Source organism: Superficieibacter sp. BNK-5 (genome assembly GCF_047456055.1).
Classification (GTDB): Bacteria; Pseudomonadota; Gammaproteobacteria; order Enterobacterales; family Enterobacteriaceae; genus Superficieibacter.
Map to the genome: position 1 here is coordinate 4,675,421 of NZ_CP179893.1, position 23,241 is coordinate 4,698,661.

The window sequence follows — 23,241 nt, forward strand, 5'->3', positions numbered from 1 at the left end:
CTTTTTTGAAACAATCACCTGCAAACCCTCATCACCACTGACATCGCATGTCATCGTCTACGCATACTGCTCTAAATTTATTCCTATAATGCGCCCACGCCTCTCGTCTTTAGCGCAAATTTCGTTTTATGTTCATCTGACTATTCACTTTTTGTCAGGAGGACAAGATGAAAAATGCCTCTCCGGGGCAGGGAAAGGTCAGTTGGGTGGGTTATCTGGCTTTTTTTGTCACCATTATCTTCTTTTCGGGTATGTTCGCGAAAAGTACCGAATGGTGGCGAGTTTTTGATTTTACCGTATTGAACGGTTCATTCGGGCAGATTAACGCGGCGGGTGAAAAAGCCATCTCCTTTCGGGGCATTGGCGGCACCGGCGCAAAAGATGGTTTTCTCTTCGCACTGGAACTGGCCCCCTCAGTCATTCTCTCGCTGGGAATTATCTCTGTTACTGAAGGGCTGGGTGGATTGCGCGCCGCCCAGCAACTAATGACCCCGATCCTGCGTCCGCTACTCGGCATCCCTGGTATCTGCTCTCTGGCACTGATTGCCAACCTGCAAAATACCGATGCGGCAGCAGGGATGACCAAAGAGCTGGCGGAAGAAGGCGTCATCAACGAGGAAGAAAGAGCCATATTTGCCATGTATCAGACCAGCGGCAGTGCCATTATTACCAACTATTTTTCGTCCGCCGCTGCGCTGTTTACCACCATCACCGTTCCGGTTATTACGCCGCTGGCCGTGATCCTCGTGTTTAAATTTATCGGCGCAAACCTGCTCAGGCTGTGGATTGCACAGATAGAAAGCCGTCAGGCAGGGAGAGCGTAACGTGACCGTACAAACACGTAAAAATATCATGGATCTCTTTACTGACGGGGCGCGGCGTGGGTTTACCATCGCCACGACCAGCCTGCTGCCCAACGTGGTGATGGCATTCGTTATCATTCAGGCGCTGACCGTCACCGGGCTGCTCGAGATCGTCGGTAAAATTTGCCAGCCGGTGATGGCGCTGTGGGGCCTGCCGGGAGAAGCCGCAACGGTGCTGCTGGCTGCGGTCATGAGTATGGGTGGCGGGGTGGGTGTATGCGCCAGTCTGGTGATAGCCGGTGTACTGACCGGCCATGATGCCACTGTGCTTCTGCCCGCCATTTATTTGATGGGGAACCCGGTACAAAACGTGGGTCGCTGCCTGGGTACCGCCGGCGTGAAGCCGAAGTATTACCCGCACATTATTACCATTTGTGTCATCAACGCTCTGCTCTCCTTGTGGGTGATGCAGGCACTGGTTTAAAAGGAGTCTTATATGGATTTGTCAGTGCTGGGGCTAAAACTCTTCCGTCAGGCAGAGGTTTACTCACCCGATCATCTTGGCCTGCGGGACGTGCTGGTTGCCGGCGGCAAAATTGTCGCTATTGAGATGAATATCGACCCACAGGCATTACCCGATTGCGAAGTGATCGAGCTGAACGGCGCGATCCTGTGCCCGGGGTTTATCGATCAGCATGTTCATTTGATCGGCGGCGGCGGCGAAGCAGGTCCCCATACCCGCACGCCTGAGGTGCGCTTATCGCATCTGATTAAAGCAGGTATCACCTCGGTAGTTGGGCTTTTGGGGACGGATGGTATTACGCGTCATCCGGAATCATTACTCGCCAAAACGCGTGCGCTGGAATATGAAGGGATTAGCGCGTGGATGCTTACCGGCTCCTATTCGCTTCCCTCCACCACCCTTACCGGCAGCATCGACCGTGATGTGGCGCTGATCGATAAAGTGATCGGCGTGAAATGCGCTGTCTCCGATCATCGTTCGTCCGCCCCGCAAAGCAGCGAGCTGGCGACGATGGCTGCGCAGTCAAGAACCGGGGGGCTTCTGGGTAGCAAAGCGGGCATTAGCGTCTTTCATATGGGAGACAGTCCACGATTGCTTGAACCGATCTATGAGGTGTTACAGAACTCCGATGTTCCCATCACTAAGCTCCTGCCGACGCACGTCAACCGCTCAGAAACGCTCTTTTTAGCGGCGCAGCATTTTGCCCGTGAAGGCGGCTATATTGATATTACCAGCAGTATTGATGCGCCCGTCGATCCGGCAACGGCGATTGCCACCGCGCTAACGGACCGAGTCCATCTGTCACGCCTGACGTTAAGCTCTGACGGTAACGGTAGCCAGCCGGAGTTCGATGAAGAAGGTAACTTAATTGGCTTCGGCGTAGCGGGTTTTGAATCAATGCCGGAAACGGTCCGCCAGTTGGTGCAGCAACATAACATCCCGCTAAACGTGGCGCTGCATCCGTTGACACGCAATGTTGCTGAGTTCCTGGGGCTGGTGCATAAAGGCCAAATCGCAGTAGGCTGCGATGCGGATCTGGTGGTGTTGAATGACGATCTGCGCGTGCAGGACGTCTGGGCAAAAGGAAAGGCCATGATGCGTGATGGCAGTGTCTGCGTTAAGGGCACGTTTGAATAAAAATCATCGCGGCGAAGGTTATCCAACCTTCGCCCTCTCCCCTGCCAGCATCGTCTGAATGAATTACAATTACGTCTTATTTATATTCACCTGAGTGAAATAATCAGGTTCGCTGGATGTTGATTTATTACCTGAGGAAATCAAAGTGTCGCCGATATGAGACACTCATAAGTAACTAAATTTAAATAGAAAAACGACGCTTGTCACCACACTTTTTTAGGCGTACATTACCCCCCGTGTTGCGTTACCAGACGCAAAATTCTGGGGTGGTGCTGGTGTCAGAAAAGAGATAAATCTCAATTCGGGACGGGTGCAGCGTCAGCTCTCTATACTCAGTGAGCCTTGTTCTTTTGGCGTATCAATGGATACGCGGAGCGATGAAACGTGAAATATTTTTTTATGGGCATTTCGGTGATGGTAATTGTCTGGGCCGGAACATTTGCCTTAATGATCTGAGCAAAAAATGAGTGTAAAAAAAGCGCCTGACGGCGCTTTTTTCATTCCTGCCCTGTACTTTCCGCCACGACCTTCGGCACGGCAGGAAGCAGGCCATCCGCCCGGAACATGGCTTTAATGCCACGAATAGCCTGACGGATGCGATCGCGGTTCTCGATCAGCGCAAAGCGGACGTGAGTGTCGCCATAATCACCAAAGCCGATGCCCGGCGAAACGCAGACCTTCGCATCCTGAAGCAGTTTTTTAGCAAACTCCAGTGACCCCATTGCCGCATACTGATCCGGAATTTTGGCCCACACGTACATAGACGCTTTGGGCATCTCAACCATCCATCCGGCTTCATGCAGCCCTTTAACCAGTACATCGCGGCGGCGTTTATACTGCTCGGCAATATCCTTCACGCACTGCTGATCGCCTTCCAGGGCGGCAATGGCCGCCACCTGAAGCGGCGTGAACGTACCGTAGTCGTGGTAGCTCTTAATTCTCGCCAGCGCATTGACCAGCGTTTTATTCCCCACCATAAAACCGATACGCCAGCCCGCCATATTGTAACTTTTCGACAGGGTGAAAAATTCAACCGCCACATCACGCGCGCCGGGAACCTGCATAATGGACGGGGCTTTCCAGCCGTCGTAGACAATATCCGCATAGGCCAGATCGTGTACCACCAGCACATCGTAACGCTTTGCCAGCGCGACGACTTTTTCGAAAAATTCCAGCTCCACGCATTGCGCGGTAGGATTCGACGGGAAGCCGAGGATCATCATCTTCGGCTTGGGATAGCTCTCCCGGATAGCACGCTCAAGCTCGTTAAAGAAATCGACGCCTTCCACCAGCGGGACGGAGCGCACTTGCGCACCCGCAATGACCGCGCCATAAATATGGATCGGATAGCTGGGATTTGGCACCAGCACCGTATCGCCATGATCGAGCGTCGCCAGCATCAAATGCGCCAGCCCCTCTTTCGAACCGATGGTGACAATGGCTTCGCTTTCCGGATCGATATCGACCGCATAACGATCCTGATACCAGCGCGAGATAGCACGACGCAGGCGCGGAATGCCGCGTGAGGTAGAGTAGCCGTGCGTATCCGGACGCTGCGCCACGGTACACAGCTTTTCAACAATATGCGGCGGCGTCGCCCCGTCGGGGTTGCCCATGCTGAAATCGATAATATCTTCGCCGCGCCGACGCGCAGCCATTTTCAGCTCAGCCGTAATATTAAAAACATAAGGGGGAAGACGATCGATACGCGTGAAACGGCGTTCAGGAGTGAACTCAGCCATAAATACCTCAGATTACGTTAGCGCCCGGACCGTCCGAGCGACGCGGCCACTGATGTGGCACGTTTAGAAAATAACCTGAAAAAATTCCCGCTGTCGAGAGGGAAAGACAAAAATAATGGCCATCCGTTAAAACAGGAAGTTTAAAAACGACAACCGTTTAAATCAGGATGTTTTTAGCGATAAATGAAATATTTATTTAACACAATGATATAAAATAATTTACCTCAAAGCGTTCACCTGCGCGCAGGTTCCCAGCATGTATGCACACATTATCCAATCCCCTTTTAATTTTGTGGTATTTCCCCATTCAACAGTAAAACGTGCTGCTGGTCATCTGTCGCCAGGTTTTTTATCATAGTGTTTTCACACGCTTTACACGGTCGTCCCATGCACGAAATATTTACTATGCTGCTGGCGGTTTTCGATCGCGCGGCATTGATGCTTATCTGCCTGTTTTTCCTGATCCGCATCCGCCTGTTTCGCGAACTCTTGCACAAATCAGCGCATACTCCCCAGGAACTGCTGGCGGTGACCGCGCTCTTTTCGCTATTCGCCCTGTTCAGCACCTGGTCAGGCGTGCCGGTGGAAGGTTCGCTGGTCAACGTGCGGGTGATCGCGGTGATGTCCGGCGGCATTTTGTTCGGGCCGTGGGTGGGGATCCTGACCGGCATTATTGCCGGGATCCATCGCTACCTGATCGATATTGGCGGCGTGACGGCGGTTCCCTGTTTTATTACCAGCATTATTGCCGGGATCCTCTCTGGCATCATTCACCAAAAGGTTCCCAAAGCACAGCACTGGCGCATCGGCATTCTCGGCGGAATGCTCTGTGAAACCCTGACGATGATCCTTGTCGTCATCTGGGCGCCCACCCTGGCTCTGGGTGTTGATATTGTGTCTAAAATTGGCGTGCCAATGATCCTCGGCAGCGTCTGTATTGGCTTTATCGTCCTGCTGGTGCGCAGCGTGGAGGGGGAAAAAGAGGCCAGCGCTGCCCGCCAGGCTAAGCTGGCGCTGGATATTGCCAATAAAACACTGCCGCTGTTTCGCAACGTCAATGTCGAATCCCTGCGCCAGGTCTGCAATATTATCCGCCGCGATATCAATGCGGATGCAGTCGCGATCACCAATAACGATCGTGTACTGGCCTATGTCGGCGTCGGCGAAGATAACTACCATGACAACGATGATTCCATAAGCCCCACGACCCGGCAGGCGATCAATTCCGGTAAAATCATCATCAAAAACAATGATGAAGCCCACCGCACGCCGGAGATTCACTCCATGCTGGTGATCCCGCTATGGGAAAAAGGCATCGTGACCGGCACGCTCAAAATCTACTATTGCCACGCCCACCAGATCACCTCATCGTTACAGGAAATGGCGATTGGTCTGTCGCAGATAATCTCCACGCAGCTGGAGGTTTCCCGCGCCGAGCAGCTGCGGGAGATGGCAAATAAAGCCGAGCTACGCGCATTGCAGAGCAAAATTAATCCGCATTTCCTGTTTAACGCCCTGAATGCGATTTCCTCCTCCATTCGCCTCAATCCGGATACCGCGCGCCAGCTGATTTACAATCTTTCCCGCTATCTGCGCTATAACATTGAGTTAAACGACGACGAGCAGATCGACATTAAAAAAGAGCTGTATCAGATCAAAGACTACATTGCGATTGAGCAGGCGCGATTCGGCGACAAACTGACGGTCATTTATGACATTGACGATGAGGTAAGCTGCGTCATTCCCAGCCTGTTGATTCAGCCGCTGGTAGAAAATGCCATTATTCACGGCATTCAACCCTGCAAAGGCAAAGGCGTGGTGACCATCAGTATTGCCGAGTGCGGCAATCGGGTGCGGATTAGTGTCCGCGACACCGGTAACGGTATCGATCCTCAGGTCATCGAACGGGTAGAAGCCAATGAGATGCCGGGCAATAAAATCGGCCTGCTTAACGTTCATCACCGGGTCAGATTGCTGTACGGCGAAGGGCTGCACATCCGCCGACTGGAGCCGGGTACCGAAATTGCGTTTTATGTACCGAACCAGCGCACGCCGCTTGCCGCGCCGGCAACGCTGCTGACCTGACCGGAGAAAACAATGAAAGTCATTATTGTCGAAGACGAAGTTCTGGCACAGCAGGAGCTAAGCTGGCTTATTAAAGCGCACAGCCAGATGGAGATTGTCGGCACGTTTGATGATGGTCTCGACGTGCTGAAATTTCTACAGCACAACAAAGTCGATGCGCTATTTCTTGATATCAACATTCCTTCGCTGGACGGCGTGCTGCTGGCGCAAAATATCAGCCAGTTCGCGCATAAGCCGTTTATCGTGTTTATTACCGCCTGGAAGGAACATGCGGTAGAAGCCTTTGAACTGGAAGCGTTTGACTACATCCTCAAGCCTTACCAGGAATCGCGGATTATTACCATGCTGCAAAAGCTGGAAAGCGCGTGGCAGCAGCAAACGGGTACCGGCGTCAGCCCCGCCGTCATCCGTGAAAATGACACTATCAATTTGATTAAAGACGAGCGTATTTACGTCACCAGCATCAACGATATTTATTATGCTGAAGCCCATGAAAAAATGACCTTCGTCTATACCAAACGCGAATCCTGGGTGATGCCAATGAACATCACCGAGTTTTGCAGCAAGCTGCCTGCGTCGCATTTTTTCCGCTGCCACCGCTCGTACTGCGTGAATCTGAATAAAATTCGCGAGATTGAGCCGTGGTTTAACAACACCTACATTCTGCGCCTGCGCGATCTTGAATTTGAGGTACCGGTCAGCCGCAGCAAAGTGAAAGAGTTTCGTCAGTTAATGCATCTGTAGATTGTGGCCGGGCGGGAAAACCCGGCGCGTTGTTGGCTTAGGTTACAGCGTCTGCCCCATGGTCTGACGCAAATGCGCGCCGGAGCCGAGCAGACCAGGATTATCGTGAACAATCAGGTACACCGGGATATCCTGGACGTAGGCTTTAAAACGGCCTTTATCTTCAAAGCCGCCACGGAAACCTGACGCTTTGAAAAATTCCAGGAAACGCGGCACGATACCACCGGCAATATACACCCCGCCGAAGGTGCCGAGCGTGAGCGCCAGATTACCGCCAAAACGGCCCATAATGACGCAGAACAGGGATAACGCACGACGACAGTCGATGCAGCTATCTTCCAGCGCGCGGGTGGTAATATCTTTCGGTTGCAGGTTTTCCGGCAGCCGTCCGTCGGATTTCACAATCGCCCGGTACAGATTCACCAGCCCCGGTCCGGAAAGCACGCGCTCGGCGGAAACGTGTCCCAGCTCGGCACGCAGTTCTTCGAGAATGATCGCTTCTTCTTCGCTGTTTGGCGCGAAATCTACGTGACCGCCCTCGCCCGGCAGGCTGACCCAACGCTTATCGACGTGCACCAGATGCGCGACGCCAAGTCCGGTTCCCGCACCGTATACAGCAATCGGTTTACCTGCCACGGCCTGCGCACCGCCAAACTGGATCAGATGTTCAGCTTTCAGCATCGGAATGGCCATTGATACCGCGGTAAAATCATTGATGATTTCCAGATGCTCAAAGCCGAGATTTTTTTTCATTTCGGCAATCGAAAACGCCCAGGTATGGTTGGTCATCGCCACCCAGTCATCGGTAATCGGGCAGGCAATAGCGATGCAACCGTCTGTGACCTCAACGTTATGTTCCTGCAGATAAACGCGCACCACCGCTTCCAGGCTGGGATAATCCAGCCCTGAATAGGTTTTTGCCTGAGAAATTTCACCGCTGGTGACATCGCATAACGCCAGGCGCGCGTTCGTGCCCCCCACGTCCCCCACTAAAGCATACTTTGTCATTCTTTTACTGCTCCGCTAAAGTCAGAATAAATCTTTTGGCACACTGTAAGTTCATGGCGAGCTAACAACAATGTCCATATCATAAGTGCCCCCGGATTATAGATCTATGTCACATAATAACTTTACCGTTTCAGCACCATTTGCACTAACGCGCTGTAAAAGTGTGGGCAGAGTGATGCCCGAACTCAGTTAAAAGGAAATCATCATGCTCCATCCGCGAGCCAGAACCATGTTGATACTGTCTGTCCCTGCCCTGTGCATTGGAATTGCCTCCAGTCTGATTCTGATAGCGGTCATGAAAATTGCCGCCGTGCTGCAGTTTGTTCTGTGGACGAGCGTACCTGCGCGGCTGGGGATTGCGCTGGACTCCTCAGTGTGGATGGTGCTGATACTGACCCTGACCGGGGCGGCGGTGGGTTTAGTGATCCAGTATAGCGCAGGCCATGGTGGTCCCGATCCGGCTACCGAACCGCTGATCGGTGCACCGGTCAATCCCGTGGCGCTTCCGGGGCTGGTGATAGCGTTAATTCTCGGACTGGCAGGCGGCGTTAGTCTCGGGCCGGAACATCCGGTGATGGCGGTGAATATTGCGCTGGCCGTGGCGCTGGGCGCACGGTTTTTCCCGCGGGTTAACGCCCTGGACTGGACAATCCTTGCGTCTGCCGGGACGATTGGTGCCCTGTTTGGCACGCCCGTCGCGGCGGCGCTAATTTTCTCCCAAACGTTAAGCGGCAATAGCGAGGTCCCGATGTGGGACCGACTGTTTGCCCCGCTACTGGCCGCTGCCGCGGGTGCGCTAACGACCGGCCTCTTTTTTCATCCACAGTTTTCGCTGGCGATCCCGCATTACACCCAGCTAAAGCTGGTCGATATCGTCAGTGGCACGGTGGTGGTCGCCATTGGTATCGCGGTGGGGATGGTCGGGGTCTGGTGCCTGCCCCGTCTGCATACGCTGATGCACCGGCTTAAATACCCGGTGCTGATCCTCGGCGTCGGGGGATTTTCCCTCGGCCTTCTGGGTATCATTGGCGGTCACATTACGCTGTTTAAAGGGCTGGATGAGATGCAGCAACTGGGCTTCAGCCAGACGCTGAGCGCCTCCGATTTTTTACTGATTGCGGTGGTGAAACTGGCGGCGTTGATCGTTGCCGCCGCCTGCGGATTTCGTGGTGGACGGATCTTCCCGGCAGTCTTTGTCGCGGTAGCCCTGGGACTGGGGCTGCACGCGCATGTCGAGGCTGTGCCCGCCGCCATTACCGTTTCCTGTGCCATTCTCGGGCTGGTGCTGGTGGTAACGCGCGACGGCTGGCTAAGTCTGTTTATGGCGGCGGTTGTTGTCCCGGACACGACGCTGCTGCCGTTGCTGTGCATCGTGATGCTTCCGGCATGGCTTTTACTGGCGGGTAAGCCGATGCTCATGGCATACCGTAAAAAAGAGTAACAAGATTATCGGGTTACCTCTTAGCTCCACAGGGACAATAGTCTGAGAAACACGTTTTTTTGTGAACACCGTCAGGTAATTACGCCTGAAAGCGTGTACTGTGTAAACGCATACATTTGTCTTTCGAGAAGGATAAAAGCATGGTTTACCAGGCAAATTCCGCACGTTATGAGACCATGGAGTATCGTCGCTGTGGGCAGAGCGGGCTAAAGCTTCCGGCGGTATCGCTGGGGCTATGGCACAACTTCGGCGATGCAACGCTGGTGGAAAAAAGCCGCGAGCTTTTGCAGCACGCATTTGATCTTGGCATTACCCATTTTGATTTAGCCAACAACTACGGCCCGCCTCCGGGATCGGCCGAAAGCAATTTTGGCCGCATTCTGCGCGAAGATTTTCTGCCCTACCGCGATGAGCTGATTATCTCCTCCAAAGCGGGCTATACCATGTGGGACGGTCCTTACGGCGACTGGGGTTCACGCAAATATCTTATTTCCAGCCTCGATCAAAGCCTGAAGCGGATGGGGCTGGAGTATGTGGACATTTTTTATCATCATCGCCCGGATCCTGATACGCCGCTAAGTGAGACCATGCGCGCGCTGGATCATATCGTGCGTCAGGGCAAAGCGCTTTACGTGGGCCTGTCTAACTATCCAGCCGATCTGGCGCGTCAGGCAATCGATATTCTGAACGATCTCGGCACGCCGTGCCTTATCCACCAGCCCAAATATTCGATGTTTGAGCGCTGGGTGGAAGGCGGATTGCTGGACGTGCTACAGGAAAAAGGCGTGGGCAGTATTGCCTTTTCACCGCTGGCAGGCGGCCTGTTAACGGATCGCTATCTTAACGGCATTCCGCCGGACTCCCGCGCCGCCAGCGGCAGCCGCTTTTTGAACCCGGAGCAAATTACCGAAGGCAAAGTCGAAAAAATCCGCCAGCTTAACGCGCTGGCAGAAAAACGCGGGCAGAAGCTGTCGCAGATGGCGCTTGCCTGGGTGCTGCGCGGTGACCGCGTGACGTCTGTGCTGATCGGTGCCAGCAAAACTGGACAGCTTGATGACGCGGCAGGAATGCTTAAAAACCGCCAGTTCAGCGAGCAGGAGTGCGCCGCCATCGACGCGATTCTGAACCGGGCTGACTGACACGTTTTTTAACAAAAAATGCGCCTGAACGTAATTTAAGAGTTAAACCGATGCTACGGGGCTTTACCGCCCCGTAATATTTGTTTAACAGGCCGATATCGATCCGGTCGTGAAGGAGAAAATTATGTTCAGGTCGCTGATTCTGGCTGTGGTACTGGCCGCCTCAACCGCCCCGCTTGTTGCCAGTGCAGAAGAAATTACCCTGTTGCCATCGGTTAAGTTACAGATTGGCGATCGCGATCGTTCAGGTCACTACTGGGACGGCGGCCACTGGCGCGATCGTGATTACTGGCACCGGAATTACGAATGGCGGCAAAACCGCTGGTGGCGTCATGAACCTCCACGCCATCGGGGATGGGATAACCGCCGCGCTTATGAACGCGGCTATCGCGAAGGCTGGCACGACCGCAATGACCGTCGTGGTCCTCCCGGACGCGGCCATCACGGACACCATCATTAAGATAACGCCGTGGCCTGGATCAGGTCACGGCGTTTTATCAGGCTAAATCCAGTAACGTTCCCACCAGCAGCCAGCCGTTAAGCACCACCACCAGCACCACAATCGTCCAGCCGGTCCGCTTAACCAGGGTGCTATTGACCAGTTCCCCCATCAGTTCACGGTTACTGGTAAACACCAGCAGCGGCACCAGCGCCAGCGCGATACCGAAGCTGAGCAGCACCTGGCTCATCACCAGAATCCGCGTCGGATCCAGCCCCATCAGGATCACAATAAACGACGGCAGCATCGTCACCGTGCGGCGCACCCACAGCGGAATGTGGAAACGAATAAAGCCCTGCATCACCACTTGCCCGGCAAGGGTCCCGACAACCGTTGACGACAGCCCGGCGGCTACCAGACTCAGGCCAAATACCGTTGCCGCAGCATGGCTGAGCAGCGGTTCCAGCGTCAGATATGCCTCTTCCAGATCCGCAATCCCGGTGTGGCCGTTGAAGTGAAATGCCGCCGCCGCGGTCGCCATCATCGCCAGGTTAACGAATCCGGCGATAGTCATCGCAAACGCCACGTCCCAGCGAGTCGCGGAGTAACGCTCTTTACGCGTACCGGCGTGTTGATTCTGGGTCAGGGAAGAGTGCAGATAAATAACGTGAGGCATTATCGTCGCGCCCAGCACGCCTGCCGCCAGGAATACCGCGTCCGTTCCCGGCAGTGAAGGAATAATCATGCCCCGGGTCAGGGCCGCCATTTCGGGGCGGGAGAAGATCAGCTCAACGATATAGGCCGCAGCGACAAACAGCAGCAGCCCACCAATCACTACTTCCAGCGGTTTTTGCCCGCGACGCTGGAGCATCAGGATTAAAAAAGTCGCGATCCCGGTCAGCACCGCCCCCTGCAACAGCGAAACGCCCAACAGCATTTTAAAACCAATCGCGGCCCCGATAAACTCCGCCAGATCGGTCGCCATGGCGATGATTTCCGCCTGCACCCAGTAAAACCAGACCAGCGGGCGCGGATAGTGATCGCGAATCTGTTCCGCCAGGTTTTTGCCGGTAGCGATCCCCAGCTTGGCGGACAGCACCTGGATCAGCATCGCCATCAGGTTCGCCCAGACTACCACCCACAGCAGCTGATAGCCGAAACTCGCCCCTGCCTGGATGTTGGTGGCAAAGTTGCCCGGATCGATATAGCCGATAGCGGCAATGAATGCTGGCCCCATTAGCGCCAGTCTTAGCCTGCGCGCGGCCCTGCCGGTACTACTCTCAACGCGACTGTTGCTCATTCTTTGCCTCTAAATATAGCCTTTGCTATGTTTCATGCTATCAAAATGAGAATGATTATCAAGATCATTTATAGAGTTGAAATTGATTTCTCTGATAGGCCGAAACAATGGCCGGGCTGGATGTCTGGTGGAATGGTATTTGTTTTAGTTATCGGTGCTAATGTTAACAGAGTAGTACATCAGCGCAACATTTCACCCTTTCGGGCGACATAATTAAAATGTCTGGTAGATCACTATTTTTGAGATTGCTCACAGGAACTTACTATATTGCGGGTTTGATCTCGTTTTCTTTGGTGTTGTTACATAGAATGTGCACGAAAACTAAACCTGCCTCATATTCGGAGCAAATATGTCCGCCGTTCTGCACTTTATCCTGGCGTTAGTCGTTGTTGCGCTGCTCGCTCTGCTGGTCAGCAGCGACCGTAAAAAAATTCGCATTCGCTATGTCGTTCAACTTCTGGTGATTGAAGTTTTACTGGCCTGGTTCTTCCTTAACTCGGACATTGGCCTGGGTTTTGTGAAAGGCTTCTCCGAAATGTTCGAAAAGCTCCTCGGCTTTGCGAACGAAGGGACTAACTTTGTCTTCGGCAAAATGAATGATGAAGGTCTGGCATTCTTCTTCCTGAAAGTGCTGTGCCCTATCGTCTTTATTTCCGCGCTGATCGGTATTTTGCAGCATATCCGTGTGCTGCCGGTGGTGATTCGTGCGATTGGTTTCCTGCTCTCCAAAGTCAACGGCATGGGCAAGCTGGAATCCTTTAACGCCGTCAGCTCGCTGATTCTGGGACAGTCCGAGAACTTTATCGCCTATAAAGATATTCTCGGCAAGATGTCGCGTAACCGCATGTACACCATGGCGGCAACCGCGATGTCTACGGTATCCATGTCTATCGTTGGTGCGTACATGACTATGCTTGAACCTAAGTATGTCGTCGCCGCGCTGGTGCTCAACATGTTCAGTACCTTTATCGTTCTGTCGCTGATCAACCCTTACCGCGTTGACGCGCATGAAGAAAACATCCAGATGTCGAACCTGCACGAAGGCCAGAGCTTCTTCGAAATGCTGGGTGAATACATTCTGGCAGGTTTTAAAGTGGCCATTATCGTTGCTGCGATGCTGATTGGCTTTATCGCCCTGATTGCTGCACTGAACGCCCTGTTTGCCACCGTCACCGGCTGGTTCGGCCATAGCATTTCCTTCCAGGAAATCCTTGGCTACATCTTCTACCCGGTTGCCTGGGTGATGGGTGTTCCGGCACATGAAGCGTTGCAGGTTGGTAGCATCATGGCAACCAAACTGGTCTCAAACGAATTCGTGGCGATGCTGGATCTGCAAAAAGTGGCCGCTACGTTGTCGCCGCGTTCGCAGGGCATTATCTCCGTCTTCCTGGTATCCTTCGCTAACTTCTCGTCTATCGGGATTATCGCGGGTGCCATCAAGGGCCTGAATGAAGAGCAAGGTAACGTGGTTTCCCGCTTCGGCCTGAAGCTGGTCTACGGTTCAACACTGGTGAGCGTACTGTCCGCGTCTATCGCCGCGCTGGTACTGTAATCCTCTTCTGAATAAGCCGGGACGCGTTCCCGGCTTTTTTACGCCTGTCGTTTATCCTACGCATAAAAAGCGTATGCCTCGCCATTATGGCAATCAGCGCGATAAAGGAATGATGGCGGAAGGCGTTGTCTTTTTATCTGACGGAATAAAAAAACCCCCGCCAAAGGCGAGGGTCTGAATGGTGGTGGAGCTAAGCGGGATCGAACCGCTGACCTCTTGCATGCCATGCAAGCGCTCTCCCAGCTGAGCTATAGCCCCACATCATCTTTACGCACCAAACCTGATGGGAGCAGGATTTGGTGGAGCTAAGCGGGATCGAACCGCTGACCTCTTGCATGCCATGCAAGCGCTCTCCCAGCTGAGCTATAGCCCCGTTGCGTAAAGCTTGTCGAGTAGACGGGCGGCATAATATGAATTCCCTTCCTCAGTGTCAACGGCAAAATAGGTTTCTGCCTTTCGTTTGCTGAAAAAGCAGGCAACCCCAAATCAGGTTGCGAGCCGCCTCGCAGCATGCCGTTATTCTTATCACGCTTTCCTGTAAAATGATGCTATAACATGAACTACTAATTCCACACACCTGGTCAGGGAATAGTATGATCAAGGAACGAATGACGCCGGATGAAATCGCGCGTCTCACCGGTTACAGCCGGCAGACTATTAATAAGTGGGTACGCAAAGAGGGATGGGAAACCTCGCCAAAACCAGGCGTACAAGGTGGTAAAGCACGGCTGGTTCACGTCGATGAACAGGTGCGGGAATTCATCCGCAGCGCCCGTCGGGCTTCTGACAATACGGCAACCTACCATGCAGCGGTCAATGACACCTCGTTTGACATGCTGCTCCTGACGCTAGCCAATGAAATGACCGATACCGAACAAAAACAACTCACCTCACTTTTACTACGTGAAGGCATCACCGGTTTGCTGGAACGTCTTGGAATTCGTAGCCAGCCATCATGATCACATTACAAAGTAAAATGACAACCGATGAGTTAGCGGAATGCCTCGGTATGACGAAGCAAACCATCAACCGCTGGGTCCGCGAGCAAAAGTGGCATACCGAGAAAATTCCGGGCGTAAAGGGTGGACGAGCAAGGCTGATTCATATTAACCAGCAGGTGTGCGAATATCTGACCAATGTGCCGGCGCTACGCCACCATACGATGCCTCTTCTGGCCAACGATGTCGGTCATGAATATGGCGTGGTTGACGTGAACACTCCACTTCATCAGATTTACCAGATACTGCAAAAATTGACACCGACAGAGCAGCAACAGCTCAATGTCTTTTTAGCGCGGGAAGGGATTCGCGTTTTTCTGAATCGTCTGGGGATTAGCGACGAAAGCTAAAAGGGATGCCTGAGGCGGTGCCAATCCTCCTCAGGCATGATTGATGCTATTACTGCTGTTTTTCACGCTCAGCAATAAAGGCGAGCGCTTTATTGATGCGCTCAATGCTGCGTGTCTTACCAATAGCGTGTACCGTCACGTCCAGCGCCGGAGACTGTCCTGCCCCGGTCACCGCTACGCGCAGTGGCATACCGACTTTACCCATCCCGACTTCCAGCTCGTCCGCCGTCGCCTGAATGGCATGATGCACGTTTTCCGCTGTCCAGTCGGAGAGTGCAGACAGTTTGTCGCGCACCACTTCCAGCGGCTGACGTGCTACCGGACGCAGGTGTTTTTTCGCGGCATCCGCGTCGAACTCAGCAAAATCTTCATAGAAATAGCGGCAGCTCTGCGCCATCTCTTTCAACGTTTTGCAGCGCTCGCCCAGCAGTTGCACCAGCTCACTCAGCTGCGGGCCGGTACGGGTATCGATATTTTCCTGCTCAATATGCCACTGTAAATGGGTAGCCACATATTCCGGTGCCAGCGTGTTGATATAGTGGTGGTTCAGCCACTGTAGTTTTTCGGTATTAAACGCACTCGCTGATTTGCTCACCGCATTCAGGGAGAACAGGTTAATCATCTCTTCACGGGTGAAGATTTCCTGATCGCCGCTCGACCAGCCCAGGCGCACCAGATAGTTGAGCAGCGCTTCCGGCAGGTAGCCATCGTCACGATACTGCATTACGCTTACCGCACCGTGGCGCTTGGACAGTTTTTTGCCGTCGTCGCCGTTAATCATGGAAACGTGAGCGTAGACCGGCACCGGCGCGTTCAGCGCTTTCAGGATGTTGATCTGACGCGGCGTGTTGTTGATATGATCTTCACCACGGATGACGTGGGTAATTTCCATATCCCAGTCATCAACCACAACACAGAAGTTGTAAGTCGGCGAGCCATCGGTGCGGCGGATAATCAGATCGTCCAGCTCCAGGTTGCTGAACTCAATCGGACCACGGATCTGATCGTCAAAAATAACCGAGCCGTCCTGCGGGTTAGCAAAACGCACCACGCACGGCTCGTCATCCGCATGATGTTCATGACCGTGGCGGCAGCGGCCGTCGTAGCGTGGCTTTTCGCCCTTCGCCATTTGTTCTTCACGCAGTGCGTCCAGACGTTCTTTAGAGCAGTAGCACTTATAGGCGGTACCCGCTTCCAGCATCTCGTCAATCACCGCGTTATAACGGTCAAAGCGTTTAGTTTGATAGTACGGGCCTTCATCCCACTCCAGGCTCAGCCAGTTCATACCGTCCATAATGGCTTCAATAGCTTCCGGGGTGGAGCGCTCAAGGTCGGTGTCCTCAATACGCAGCACAAACTCACCGCCGTGATTACGGGCAAAAAGCCAGGAGTAAAGAGCAGTACGTGCACCGCCGACGTGCAGATAGCCGGTCGGGCTGGGCGCGAAGCGAGTTTTGATTTTCATGAAAAGGCCTTACGTTTATAAAGATGCCGACAACCGGCAAATCCTGAAAAATGCGAGGCGGATATTCTATCACTCCCGCCTGATTCCTCAATGTTGTTACCGTGGGAACGTTATGCTTTCCTGTTTTTGTTTAGAAATCATGCCGAATTGCGCCTTCAATCATGGTTTTGTTTAATTTTACGACGAACGAACAAAAACTTAAGAAAAGGCGTTGACTCATTTTCAACTCTCCCTATAATGCGACTCCACACAGCGGGGGTGATTAGCTCAGCTGGGAGAGCATCTCCCTTACAAGGAGAGGGTCGGCGGTTCGATCCCGTCATCACCCACCACTACTTCGGTAGTCTCCGCCGTGTGAAGCAAGAAATTGAGAAGTGGGTGATTAGCTCAGCTGGGAGAGCACCTCCCTTACAAGGAGGGGGTCGGCGGTTCGATCCCGTCATCACCCACCACTTTCTCGCCAGCTGGATTTCTTGCAGTAAATTGAAGTACCGAAGTGGGTGATTAGCTCAGCTGGGAGAGCATCTCCCTTACAAGGAGAGGGTCGGCGGTTCGATCCCGTCATCACCCACCACTTCGGGTCGTTAGCTCAGTTGGTAGAGCAGTTGACTTTTAATCAATTGGTCGCAGGTTCGAATCCTGCACGACCCACCAAATTCAAACAAAAGCGCCTTCTGGCGCTTTTGTTGTTTTCAGGCACAGCGCCACAAATCCTGATCGCTATCTCGCCCGGCAGCTATAACCTGCCGGGCCATAACACCTTCAGCAATAACCTTTATTCCACCAGCGAATGTCAATTAACGATGGTGTTTCATCGTTTTCTGCCGATAACCCTTATTTATAGCCAAAAGGGTAAAAATCATGACCACCATTTCCTCCGCTTTACCCGCACAAAGCAGCGGGAGCGCCTCTTCCGAGATCGCCGGAATTTACCGGCAGATAACCAAACTCACCCAGCAGCTTAAAGAGCTGGCAGATTCCAGCCTCGGCGCGGATGAGAAGCAAAAGCAGCAGGAGTTGATTCAGTCGCAAATCGAAATGCTTCAGGCGCAGCTGGCGATGCTGCAAAGCAAGCAGCTGGAAAAGTCACAACAGGAGCAGCAGCAAAAAGTCGAAGGCGTTAATCGCCCCTCCGCCGACAATCAGATCGATATCTATATTTGATAGAGTGGATCCTGCGCCCGCCCGGCGGCCAGCTCGCCTGCCTGGGCGCGAACGATTTCCCACAGCGCCTGCGCGGCGGTGGAGAGTGAGCGATTTTTCCTGCGTGCCAGCATCAGTTGCCTCTCCACTCCCGGTATCATGCGTTTGACAATCAAATGACTGTCCTGCGGTAGAGGCAGCGCCAGCGCGGGAAGCACGCTGATGCCGATGCCCGCTTCGACCATCGGAAACAGCGTGGCCGGGTGACCAATCTCCTGCACGATCCGGGCGTTCACAGAGAAGTGAGCCAGCGCGGCATCAATCAGCGGTCGGCTGCCAGAGGCGTAGTCCTGAAGGACCAGCCGCTCAGACTGAAGATCGTGCCAGTCGATGCTTTCGCGGCGGGCAAAGCGGTGATCCTGACGGCACAACAGTAAAAAAGGTTCGGAAAGGATCGTTTCACACTGCAAATCGTTGACCGCGCCGGGGTCGATAACAATACCAAAATCCACTTCGCCCTGACGAATGCTCTCCAGCACCCACTGCTGCGGGCGATCGTGCAGCACAAAATCGATCTCCGGATAGCAACGGTTACTTTCAGCGATGCAACGGGGAATAAGATGCGCGGAGATAGTCTGACTGGCGGCGATCCTGACTTTCCCGGTTAACTGCGTGCCCACCCGCCCCGCTTCCCGCAGCGTGCTGTGAAGTTCATCCAGCACTCGCTCAAGCCGCGAGGCCAGTTGTTGCCCGGCCTCGGTCAGCGCCACTTCACGCGTGGTCCTGTCCAGCAGGCGCACGCCGGTTTGTTGCTCCAGCTCTTTAACGCTGTGGCTGACAGCCGACTGACTTAATCCAACGATCTCCCCTGCCCGGCTGAAACTTCGGGCCTGAGCGACGGTAACAAAGACACGAAGCTGACGGAGTGAATAATTCATATGTTTTATTCATGAATAGATGCAATAAATCAATTTTATTTCTCAAACCGGAAGAAGCACAATAGGAATATCGATTTTCAGGAGCCATTATGAAACTTTTTCGTATCCTTGATCCCTTTACGCTTACCCTGGTCTGTGTGGTATTGCTGGCCTCCTTCTTCCCTGCGCGCGGCAATTTTGTGCAGTACTTTGAGTGGCTGACCACGGCGGCCATCGCGCTGCTGTTTTTTATGCACGGTGCCAAGCTATCGCGTGAGGCAATTATCGCGGGCGGCAGCCACTGGCGGCTGCATTTATGGGTCATGTGCAGCACGTTCATCCTGTTTCCGGTTCTGGGGGTACTATTTGCCTGGTGGGCGCCGGTGAATGTCGATCCGCAGATCTATACTGGCTTCCTCTATCTGTGCATTCTGCCTGCCACGGTGCAGTCGGCGATTGCCTTTACGTCGCTGGCGGGCGGTAACGTTGCCGCAGCCGTCTGTTCTGCTTCGGCCTCCAGCCTGCTGGGGATCTTCCTTTCACCGCTGCTGGTGGGGCTGGTGATGAATATGCACGGCGCAGAAGGAAGCTTACAGCAGGTCGGCAAAATTATGCTGCAACTGCTGCTGCCGTTTGTCCTCGGACACCTTTCACGGCCGCTGATTGGCGACTGGGTGGCGCGGCATAAAAAGTGGATTGGCAAAACCGATCAGACCTCGATCCTGCTGGTGGTTTACTCTGCCTTCAGCGAGGCGGTGGTTAACGGTATCTGGCATAAAGTCGGGCCGGGTTCACTTCTCTTTATCGTTATCGTGAGTCTGGTATTACTGGCGATCGTCATTGCGGTGAACGTTTTTGTTGCCCGTAAAGGCGGTTTTAATAAAGCGGATGAAATCACGATTGTGTTCTGCGGATCGAAGAAAAGCCTGGCGAACGGCATCCCGATGGCCAATATTCTTTTTCCGGTATCAGTGATTGGGATGATGGTTTTACCGCTGATGATTTTCCATCAAATTCAGCTGATGGTGTGTGCGGTGCTGGCGCGTCGCTATAAACGCCAGACCGAGAAGTTGCAGGCGCAGGAAACAACCCACGCCGCAAAAGTTTAAAGCGGACGTTTCAGGGGCTGCACCAGTTGTGTCAGCCCCTCGGTTTTGATCAGCAGCGTTATCGTCATCAGCTCGCCCAACCGCCCGGCAGGGAACTCATCTTTGCGGGCGAACCACAGCAGATACTCCTCCGGCAGGTCGATCAGCCTGCGCCCCTGATATTTACCAAAAGGCATTACGGTATTGGCAATCTCGATAAGCTGCTCTTTCTCCACTTAATCCCCCAGCAGGCGGATCATTTCCGCCTCATCAATAACCTCAATCCCCAGTTCCTGTGCTTTTGCCAGTTTGGAGCCTGCGGCTTCTCCGGCAATCACCAGATCGGTTTTCTTCGACACGCTGCCGGACACTTTTGCCCCCAGCGCCACCAGACGATCTTTGGCCTCATCGCGCGACATCAGAGTCAGGCTACCGGTCAGCACCACCGTTTTCCCGGCAAACGGGCTGTCGATCTCTTCAGCTTTAACGATCACTGGCGCGGGCCAGTGGATACCCACTTCTTCGACCAGCTGGCGGATAACGTCACGGTTGCTGTCTTCCTCAAAGAAGTTAAAGACGTGCTTTGCGACAACCACGCCGACATCCGGCACTTTTTGCAGATCGTCAACCGTGGCCGCCGCTAATGCCTTCAGACTGCCAAAATAGCTTGCCAGCCCTGCTGCCGTAGATTCACCTACTTCACGAATACCCAGCGCATACAGGAAACGGGCAAAGGTGGTTTCTTTGGCGGCGTCCAGCGCGTTAACCACGTTCTGCGCGGATTTAGGCCCCATTCGATCCAGACCGGTCAGTTTTCCTGCTGTCAGACGGAACAGGTCAGCCGGTGTATGGACATACTCTTTCTCCACCAGCTGATCGATAATCTTGTCACCCATGCCGTCCACGTCCATGGCCCGACGCGAGACGAAATGCTTGAGCGCCTCTTTACGCTGAGCACCGCAGATCAGGCCGCCGGTACAGCGGGTAACCGCTTCGCCCTCAACGCGTTCAACGTCTGAGCCGCATACCGGGCAGTGGGCCGGGAACACAATGGGGCGCGTTTCATCGGGGCGCTCGGAGATGACCACGTTAACGACCTGTGGGATCACGTCTCCGGCGCGGCGGATAACCACTCTGTCGCCAATGCGCAGCCCAAGGCGCTCAATTTCATCGGCATTGTGTAAGGTCGCGTTGCTGACCAATACACCAGCCACCTGCACCGGCTCCAGACGGGCGACCGGCGTGATGGCTCCGGTACGTCCCACCTGAAACTCAACGTCGCGCACCGTGGTCATCTGCTCCTGAGCGGGGAATTTAAACGCCACTGCCCAGCGCGGCGCGCGGGAGACGTAGCCAAGCTGTTCCTGAAGCGCCAGAGAATCCACCTTGATTACTACGCCGTCAATGTCAAAACCCAGCGTTGGACGATCTTCACCCACCTGATGATAGAAGGCCAGCACCGCTTCCGGAGAATCACACAGACGCACGCGATCGCTTACCGGTAATCCCCAGGCTTTGAACTGCTGCAAGCGCCCCATATGGCTGGCGGGCAGCTCGCCACCTTCCAGAATACCGATCCCATAGCAGAAGAAGGTCAGCGGCCGTTTTGCTGTAATGCGCGGATCGAGCTGGCGCAGCGATCCTGCCGCCGCGTTGCGCGGGTTAGCGAAAACTTTACCGCCCTTTTTGCGCGCCTCCTCATTGATTTTCTCAAATCCGCTTTGCGGCAGAAAGACTTCCCCACGTACTTCCAGACGCGCCGGAATGCCCTCGCCGTGCAGCTTCAACGGGATCGCGCGGATCGTCCGCACGTTGGTGGTGATATCTTCACCGGTGGTCCCGTCACCACGCGTCGCCGCCCGCACCAGCACGCCATTCTCATAAAGAATGCTGACCGCCAGACCATCGAGCTTAAGCTCACAGCAGTATGTCAGCGCGTCAGTGTTCTTAAGTCGGTCCTGCACACGCTTGTTAAACGCCAGAAAACTCTCTTCATCAAAAACGTTGTCCAGTGAGAGCATCGGCACTTCGTGGCGAACCTGACTAAACGAAGTCAGCGGCGCAGCACCGACACGCTGAGTGGGCGAGTCCGGGGTAATCAGATCCGGACGCTGTTCCTCAAGCGCACGCAGTTCGCGCATCAGCCTGTCGTATTCGGCATCGGGTACTTCCGGCGTATCCATCACGTGATAAAGATATTCATGATGGCGAAGCGTGGTTCGCAGCTCAGTCAGTTGTTGTTCAATAGATTCCATATCACACCATCAATATAAAAAACCCCCGACATGCGGGGGTTCAGAAGGAAGAGTGAAGCAGCCAGCCGTTACGCGTTGGCTTCTTTCACCTCGCGAATACGATCCTGATACTCACGTAATTTTTGCGGGGTCATCATCCGACGCTGATCGTCGAGCACAACGCCTCCCACCTCATCGGCAATATATTGTGCGGATTGCAGCATCAGTTTGAAGTTCTGCAACTCGTCGCCGTAAGAAGGCACCTGCATAAACATAGTGACGCCTGGGGTAACGAAGTCCGTCATTGATTCAGACTCGAAGAACCCCGGTTTAACCATGTTCGCCAGACTGAAAAGTACCGGACCACCGCCATCGGTACTCAGATGACGATGGAAGATATTCATTTCGCCAAACTTGAAGCCCGCCTGTTGGATGCTGTTGATCAACAACTCACCGCTGATTTGCGCGCCCTGATGTGCAGAGACGTTCATCACAATAACGGTTTCGGCACGCTTAGGTTTTTCAGGCGCGGAAGCCACTTCAGCCGGTTGCGGCTGATGCTGCGGTTCAGGCGCAGGCTGAGGTTCATGTACCGGCTGCGGCGCGTGTTGCGGTGCTGGCGGCTGCGGTGCCTGGCGCACGGGCTGCTGCTGCACCGGTTGTTGAGGCTGTGCGGGCTGCGCATGCTGAACAGGCTGCGGCTGCTGAACAGGCTGCTGCGGCTGCATCGGCGGCTGTTGCTGAATGGGCGGCTGACGCACCGGCGCTTCCTGCGGTACAGCAGGCGGGGCCTGACGTGGCTGCGCCGACTCATAAGGCGGCTGATAACGGTGCTGCGGCTGTTGAGGCACGTCATGTTCCCCAGGCGCGGCGTTAACCCGGTGGACGCGCACTTCTCCTACGCTTTCAACTTCTTCATCGTCGAAATCGCGGTTATCAGACTCGTCATCATCACGCTGCGACTTCATGCGCTTAAGTGGGCGATCGCGAAACATAGAAGAGCGCTCTTTACGGCTGGTCCAGAAACCGTGAACCAGTAAAGCGATTATGGCGATCGCGCCAACAATGATTAATATCAGACGCAAATCCTGCATCATTATATTCTCTGTTGTTCTAACACCTTGCCACCACGG

Annotated in this window: 22 protein-coding genes and 6 tRNA genes; 18 read left to right on the forward strand and 10 right to left on the reverse strand. The window is 54.0% G+C overall.

Features of this window, described 5'->3' with window-relative positions; all coding sequences use genetic code 11:
• Nucleotides 1–167 precede the first annotated feature (167 nt).
• The 4 genes from ACMGGS_RS22355 to ypdK all read left to right on the forward strand — a co-directional run bounded on the left by ACMGGS_RS22355 (nt 168) and on the right by ypdK (nt 2,919).
• A complete protein-coding gene (locus ACMGGS_RS22355) occupies nt 168–824 on the forward strand; it encodes a nucleoside recognition domain-containing protein (protein ID WP_414164429.1) in 657 nt (218 codons plus the stop codon).
• A 1-nt stretch (nt 825) separates the two neighbouring features.
• Entirely contained in the window at nt 826–1,287 is a 462-nt protein-coding gene (locus ACMGGS_RS22360) for a YjiG family protein (RefSeq protein ID WP_414164430.1), read from the forward strand.
• Nucleotides 1,288–1,299: 12 nt separating this feature from the next.
• Nucleotides 1,300–2,463 (forward strand): beta-aspartyl-peptidase, encoded by a 1,164-nt coding sequence (gene iadA, locus ACMGGS_RS22365; protein WP_414164431.1) that lies wholly within the window; start codon nt 1,300–1,302, stop codon nt 2,461–2,463.
• 384 nt (nt 2,464–2,847) lie between these two features.
• Nucleotides 2,848–2,919 carry a membrane protein YpdK gene (gene ypdK / locus ACMGGS_RS22370; RefSeq protein WP_099458783.1) on the forward strand — a complete coding sequence of 24 codons (72 nt, stop codon included), beginning with the start codon at nt 2,848–2,850 and terminating at the stop codon, nt 2,917–2,919.
• A 41-nt stretch (nt 2,920–2,960) separates the two neighbouring features.
• Here the strand turns inward: ypdK and alaC are convergent, their stop codons facing one another.
• A complete protein-coding gene (alaC, locus tag ACMGGS_RS22375) occupies nt 2,961–4,205 on the reverse strand; it encodes an alanine transaminase (RefSeq protein ID WP_414164432.1) in 1,245 nt (414 codons plus the stop codon).
• A 387-nt stretch (nt 4,206–4,592) separates the two neighbouring features.
• Here alaC and ACMGGS_RS22380 point away from each other — a divergent pair, with 387 nt between their 5' ends.
• The gene (locus ACMGGS_RS22380) at nt 4,593–6,290 is read left to right on the forward strand and encodes a LytS/YhcK type 5TM receptor domain-containing protein (RefSeq protein ID WP_414164433.1); all 1,698 of its coding nucleotides are present in this window, start codon (nt 4,593–4,595) and stop codon (nt 6,288–6,290) included.
• Nucleotides 6,291–6,302: 12 nt separating this feature from the next.
• Nucleotides 6,303–7,034, forward strand: a complete 732-nt coding sequence (locus ACMGGS_RS22385) for a LytR/AlgR family response regulator transcription factor (protein ID WP_194206253.1) — start codon at nt 6,303–6,305, stop codon at nt 7,032–7,034.
• 42 nt (nt 7,035–7,076) lie between these two features.
• On the opposite strand, the gene glk is transcribed toward ACMGGS_RS22385, so the two are convergent.
• The gene (gene glk, locus ACMGGS_RS22390) at nt 7,077–8,042 is read right to left on the reverse strand and encodes a glucokinase (protein ID WP_414164434.1); all 966 of its coding nucleotides are present in this window, start codon (nt 8,040–8,042) and stop codon (nt 7,077–7,079) included.
• 205 nt (nt 8,043–8,247) lie between these two features.
• Between glk and ACMGGS_RS22395 the strand changes: the two genes are divergently transcribed.
• The 3 genes from ACMGGS_RS22395 (at nt 8,248) to ACMGGS_RS22405 (ending at nt 11,082) form a co-directional block, all read left to right on the forward strand.
• Nucleotides 8,248–9,483, forward strand: a complete 1,236-nt coding sequence (locus ACMGGS_RS22395) for an ion channel protein (protein WP_414164435.1) — start codon at nt 8,248–8,250, stop codon at nt 9,481–9,483.
• 140 nt (nt 9,484–9,623) lie between these two features.
• On the forward strand, nt 9,624–10,622 hold the full coding sequence (mgrA, locus tag ACMGGS_RS22400) for an L-glyceraldehyde 3-phosphate reductase (RefSeq protein ID WP_414164436.1): 999 nt from the start codon (nt 9,624–9,626) through the stop codon (nt 10,620–10,622).
• Nucleotides 10,623–10,746: 124 nt separating this feature from the next.
• The gene (locus ACMGGS_RS22405) at nt 10,747–11,082 is read left to right on the forward strand and encodes a DUF2502 domain-containing protein (protein WP_414164437.1); all 336 of its coding nucleotides are present in this window, start codon (nt 10,747–10,749) and stop codon (nt 11,080–11,082) included.
• 37 nt (nt 11,083–11,119) lie between these two features.
• On the opposite strand, the gene ACMGGS_RS22410 is transcribed toward ACMGGS_RS22405, so the two are convergent.
• A complete protein-coding gene (locus ACMGGS_RS22410) occupies nt 11,120–12,361 on the reverse strand; it encodes an Nramp family divalent metal transporter (protein WP_194206248.1) in 1,242 nt (413 codons plus the stop codon).
• A gap of 349 nt (nt 12,362–12,710) precedes the next feature.
• Here ACMGGS_RS22410 and nupC point away from each other — a divergent pair, with 349 nt between their 5' ends.
• Nucleotides 12,711–13,913: a nucleoside permease NupC gene (gene nupC / locus ACMGGS_RS22415; RefSeq protein WP_103674456.1), complete on the forward strand. Its 1,203-nt coding sequence runs from the start codon at nt 12,711–12,713 to the stop codon at nt 13,911–13,913.
• A 182-nt stretch (nt 13,914–14,095) separates the two neighbouring features.
• Here nupC and ACMGGS_RS22420 read toward each other — a convergent pair.
• Together ACMGGS_RS22420 and ACMGGS_RS22425 are read right to left on the reverse strand one after the other, a co-directional pair.
• Nucleotides 14,096–14,171: transfer RNA gene (locus tag ACMGGS_RS22420), tRNA-Ala, on the reverse strand.
• A gap of 39 nt (nt 14,172–14,210) precedes the next feature.
• A tRNA-Ala gene (locus tag ACMGGS_RS22425) sits at nt 14,211–14,286 on the reverse strand.
• Nucleotides 14,287–14,506: 220 nt separating this feature from the next.
• Here ACMGGS_RS22425 and ACMGGS_RS22430 point away from each other — a divergent pair.
• Together ACMGGS_RS22430 and ACMGGS_RS22435 are read left to right on the forward strand one after the other, a co-directional pair.
• Nucleotides 14,507–14,872, forward strand: a complete 366-nt coding sequence (locus tag ACMGGS_RS22430) for a YfeC-like transcriptional regulator (RefSeq protein WP_194206247.1) — start codon at nt 14,507–14,509, stop codon at nt 14,870–14,872.
• Nucleotides 14,869–15,261, forward strand: a complete 393-nt coding sequence (locus tag ACMGGS_RS22435) for a YfeC-like transcriptional regulator (protein WP_414164438.1) — start codon at nt 14,869–14,871, stop codon at nt 15,259–15,261. Before ACMGGS_RS22430 ends, ACMGGS_RS22435 begins: the two co-directional genes overlap by 4 nt.
• Before the next feature lie 49 nt (nt 15,262–15,310).
• Here ACMGGS_RS22435 and gltX read toward each other — a convergent pair whose 3' ends face one another.
• Nucleotides 15,311–16,726 carry a glutamate--tRNA ligase gene (gene gltX / locus ACMGGS_RS22440; RefSeq protein WP_414164439.1) on the reverse strand — a complete coding sequence of 472 codons (1,416 nt, stop codon included), beginning with the start codon at nt 16,724–16,726 and terminating at the stop codon, nt 15,311–15,313.
• Between the two features lie 256 nt (nt 16,727–16,982).
• On the opposite strand from gltX, the gene ACMGGS_RS22445 reads away from it, so the two are divergent.
• From ACMGGS_RS22445 to ACMGGS_RS22465, 5 genes are all read left to right on the forward strand, one after another.
• Nucleotides 16,983–17,058 (forward strand) — tRNA-Val (locus ACMGGS_RS22445).
• Between the two features lie 44 nt (nt 17,059–17,102).
• Nucleotides 17,103–17,178: transfer RNA gene (locus ACMGGS_RS22450), tRNA-Val, on the forward strand.
• Nucleotides 17,179–17,224: 46 nt separating this feature from the next.
• Nucleotides 17,225–17,300 (forward strand) — tRNA-Val (locus tag ACMGGS_RS22455).
• Between the two features lie 4 nt (nt 17,301–17,304).
• Nucleotides 17,305–17,380 (forward strand) — tRNA-Lys (locus tag ACMGGS_RS22460).
• Nucleotides 17,381–17,587: 207 nt separating this feature from the next.
• Nucleotides 17,588–17,890 carry a FlxA-like family protein gene (locus tag ACMGGS_RS22465; RefSeq protein ID WP_414164440.1) on the forward strand — a complete coding sequence of 101 codons (303 nt, stop codon included), beginning with the start codon at nt 17,588–17,590 and terminating at the stop codon, nt 17,888–17,890.
• On the opposite strand, the gene ACMGGS_RS22470 is transcribed toward ACMGGS_RS22465, so the two are convergent.
• Nucleotides 17,881–18,807, reverse strand: a complete 927-nt coding sequence (locus ACMGGS_RS22470) for a LysR family transcriptional regulator (protein WP_414164441.1) — start codon at nt 18,805–18,807, stop codon at nt 17,881–17,883. The genes ACMGGS_RS22465 and ACMGGS_RS22470 overlap by 10 nt on opposite strands.
• An 89-nt stretch (nt 18,808–18,896) precedes the next feature.
• Here ACMGGS_RS22470 and ACMGGS_RS22475 point away from each other — a divergent pair, with 89 nt between their 5' ends.
• Entirely contained in the window at nt 18,897–19,895 is a 999-nt protein-coding gene (locus ACMGGS_RS22475) for a bile acid:sodium symporter family protein (protein WP_414164442.1), read from the forward strand.
• Here ACMGGS_RS22475 and ACMGGS_RS22480 read toward each other — a convergent pair.
• From ACMGGS_RS22480 to zipA, 3 genes are all read right to left on the reverse strand, one after another.
• Nucleotides 19,892–20,110: a DUF3820 family protein gene (locus ACMGGS_RS22480; protein ID WP_414164443.1), complete on the reverse strand. Its 219-nt coding sequence runs from the start codon at nt 20,108–20,110 to the stop codon at nt 19,892–19,894. The two genes, ACMGGS_RS22475 and ACMGGS_RS22480, sit on opposite strands and share 4 nt — an antisense overlap.
• Nucleotides 20,111–22,129, reverse strand: coding sequence for an NAD-dependent DNA ligase LigA (gene ligA, locus ACMGGS_RS22485; protein ID WP_414164444.1), 2,019 nt, complete (start codon nt 22,127–22,129; stop codon nt 20,111–20,113). It abuts the gene before it with no gap.
• A 68-nt stretch (nt 22,130–22,197) separates the two neighbouring features.
• On the reverse strand, nt 22,198–23,205 hold the full coding sequence (gene zipA, locus ACMGGS_RS22490) for a cell division protein ZipA (protein ID WP_414164445.1): 1,008 nt from the start codon (nt 23,203–23,205) through the stop codon (nt 22,198–22,200).
• Nucleotides 23,206–23,241 lie beyond the last annotated feature (36 nt).

What these genes read in the sequence shown, in the direction of transcription:
- ACMGGS_RS22355 (WP_414164429.1), top strand. Translation starts at nt 168, where the DNA reads ATGAAAAATGCCTCTCCGGGGCAGGGAAAGGTCAGTTGGGTGGGTTAT.
- iadA (WP_414164431.1), top strand. Translation starts at nt 1,300, where the DNA reads ATGGATTTGTCAGTGCTGGGGCTAAAACTCTTCCGTCAGGCAGAGGTT.
- alaC (WP_414164432.1), bottom strand. Translation starts at nt 4,205, where the DNA reads ATGGCTGAGTTCACTCCTGAACGCCGTTTCACGCGTATCGATCGTCTT.
- ACMGGS_RS22380 (WP_414164433.1), top strand. Translation starts at nt 4,593, where the DNA reads ATGCACGAAATATTTACTATGCTGCTGGCGGTTTTCGATCGCGCGGCA.
- ACMGGS_RS22385 (WP_194206253.1), top strand. Translation starts at nt 6,303, where the DNA reads ATGAAAGTCATTATTGTCGAAGACGAAGTTCTGGCACAGCAGGAGCTA.
- glk (WP_414164434.1), bottom strand. Translation starts at nt 8,042, where the DNA reads ATGACAAAGTATGCTTTAGTGGGGGACGTGGGGGGCACGAACGCGCGC.
- ACMGGS_RS22395 (WP_414164435.1), top strand. Translation starts at nt 8,248, where the DNA reads ATGCTCCATCCGCGAGCCAGAACCATGTTGATACTGTCTGTCCCTGCC.
- mgrA (WP_414164436.1), top strand. Translation starts at nt 9,624, where the DNA reads ATGGTTTACCAGGCAAATTCCGCACGTTATGAGACCATGGAGTATCGT.
- ACMGGS_RS22405 (WP_414164437.1), top strand. Translation starts at nt 10,747, where the DNA reads ATGTTCAGGTCGCTGATTCTGGCTGTGGTACTGGCCGCCTCAACCGCC.
- ACMGGS_RS22410 (WP_194206248.1), bottom strand. Translation starts at nt 12,361, where the DNA reads ATGAGCAACAGTCGCGTTGAGAGTAGTACCGGCAGGGCCGCGCGCAGG.
- nupC (WP_103674456.1), top strand. Translation starts at nt 12,711, where the DNA reads ATGTCCGCCGTTCTGCACTTTATCCTGGCGTTAGTCGTTGTTGCGCTG.
- ACMGGS_RS22430 (WP_194206247.1), top strand. Translation starts at nt 14,507, where the DNA reads ATGATCAAGGAACGAATGACGCCGGATGAAATCGCGCGTCTCACCGGT.
- ACMGGS_RS22435 (WP_414164438.1), top strand. Translation starts at nt 14,869, where the DNA reads ATGATCACATTACAAAGTAAAATGACAACCGATGAGTTAGCGGAATGC.
- gltX (WP_414164439.1), bottom strand. Translation starts at nt 16,726, where the DNA reads ATGAAAATCAAAACTCGCTTCGCGCCCAGCCCGACCGGCTATCTGCAC.
- ACMGGS_RS22465 (WP_414164440.1), top strand. Translation starts at nt 17,588, where the DNA reads ATGACCACCATTTCCTCCGCTTTACCCGCACAAAGCAGCGGGAGCGCC.
- ACMGGS_RS22470 (WP_414164441.1), bottom strand. Translation starts at nt 18,807, where the DNA reads ATGAATTATTCACTCCGTCAGCTTCGTGTCTTTGTTACCGTCGCTCAG.
- ACMGGS_RS22475 (WP_414164442.1), top strand. Translation starts at nt 18,897, where the DNA reads ATGAAACTTTTTCGTATCCTTGATCCCTTTACGCTTACCCTGGTCTGT.
- ligA (WP_414164444.1), bottom strand. Translation starts at nt 22,129, where the DNA reads ATGGAATCTATTGAACAACAACTGACTGAGCTGCGAACCACGCTTCGC.
- zipA (WP_414164445.1), bottom strand. Translation starts at nt 23,205, where the DNA reads ATGATGCAGGATTTGCGTCTGATATTAATCATTGTTGGCGCGATCGCC.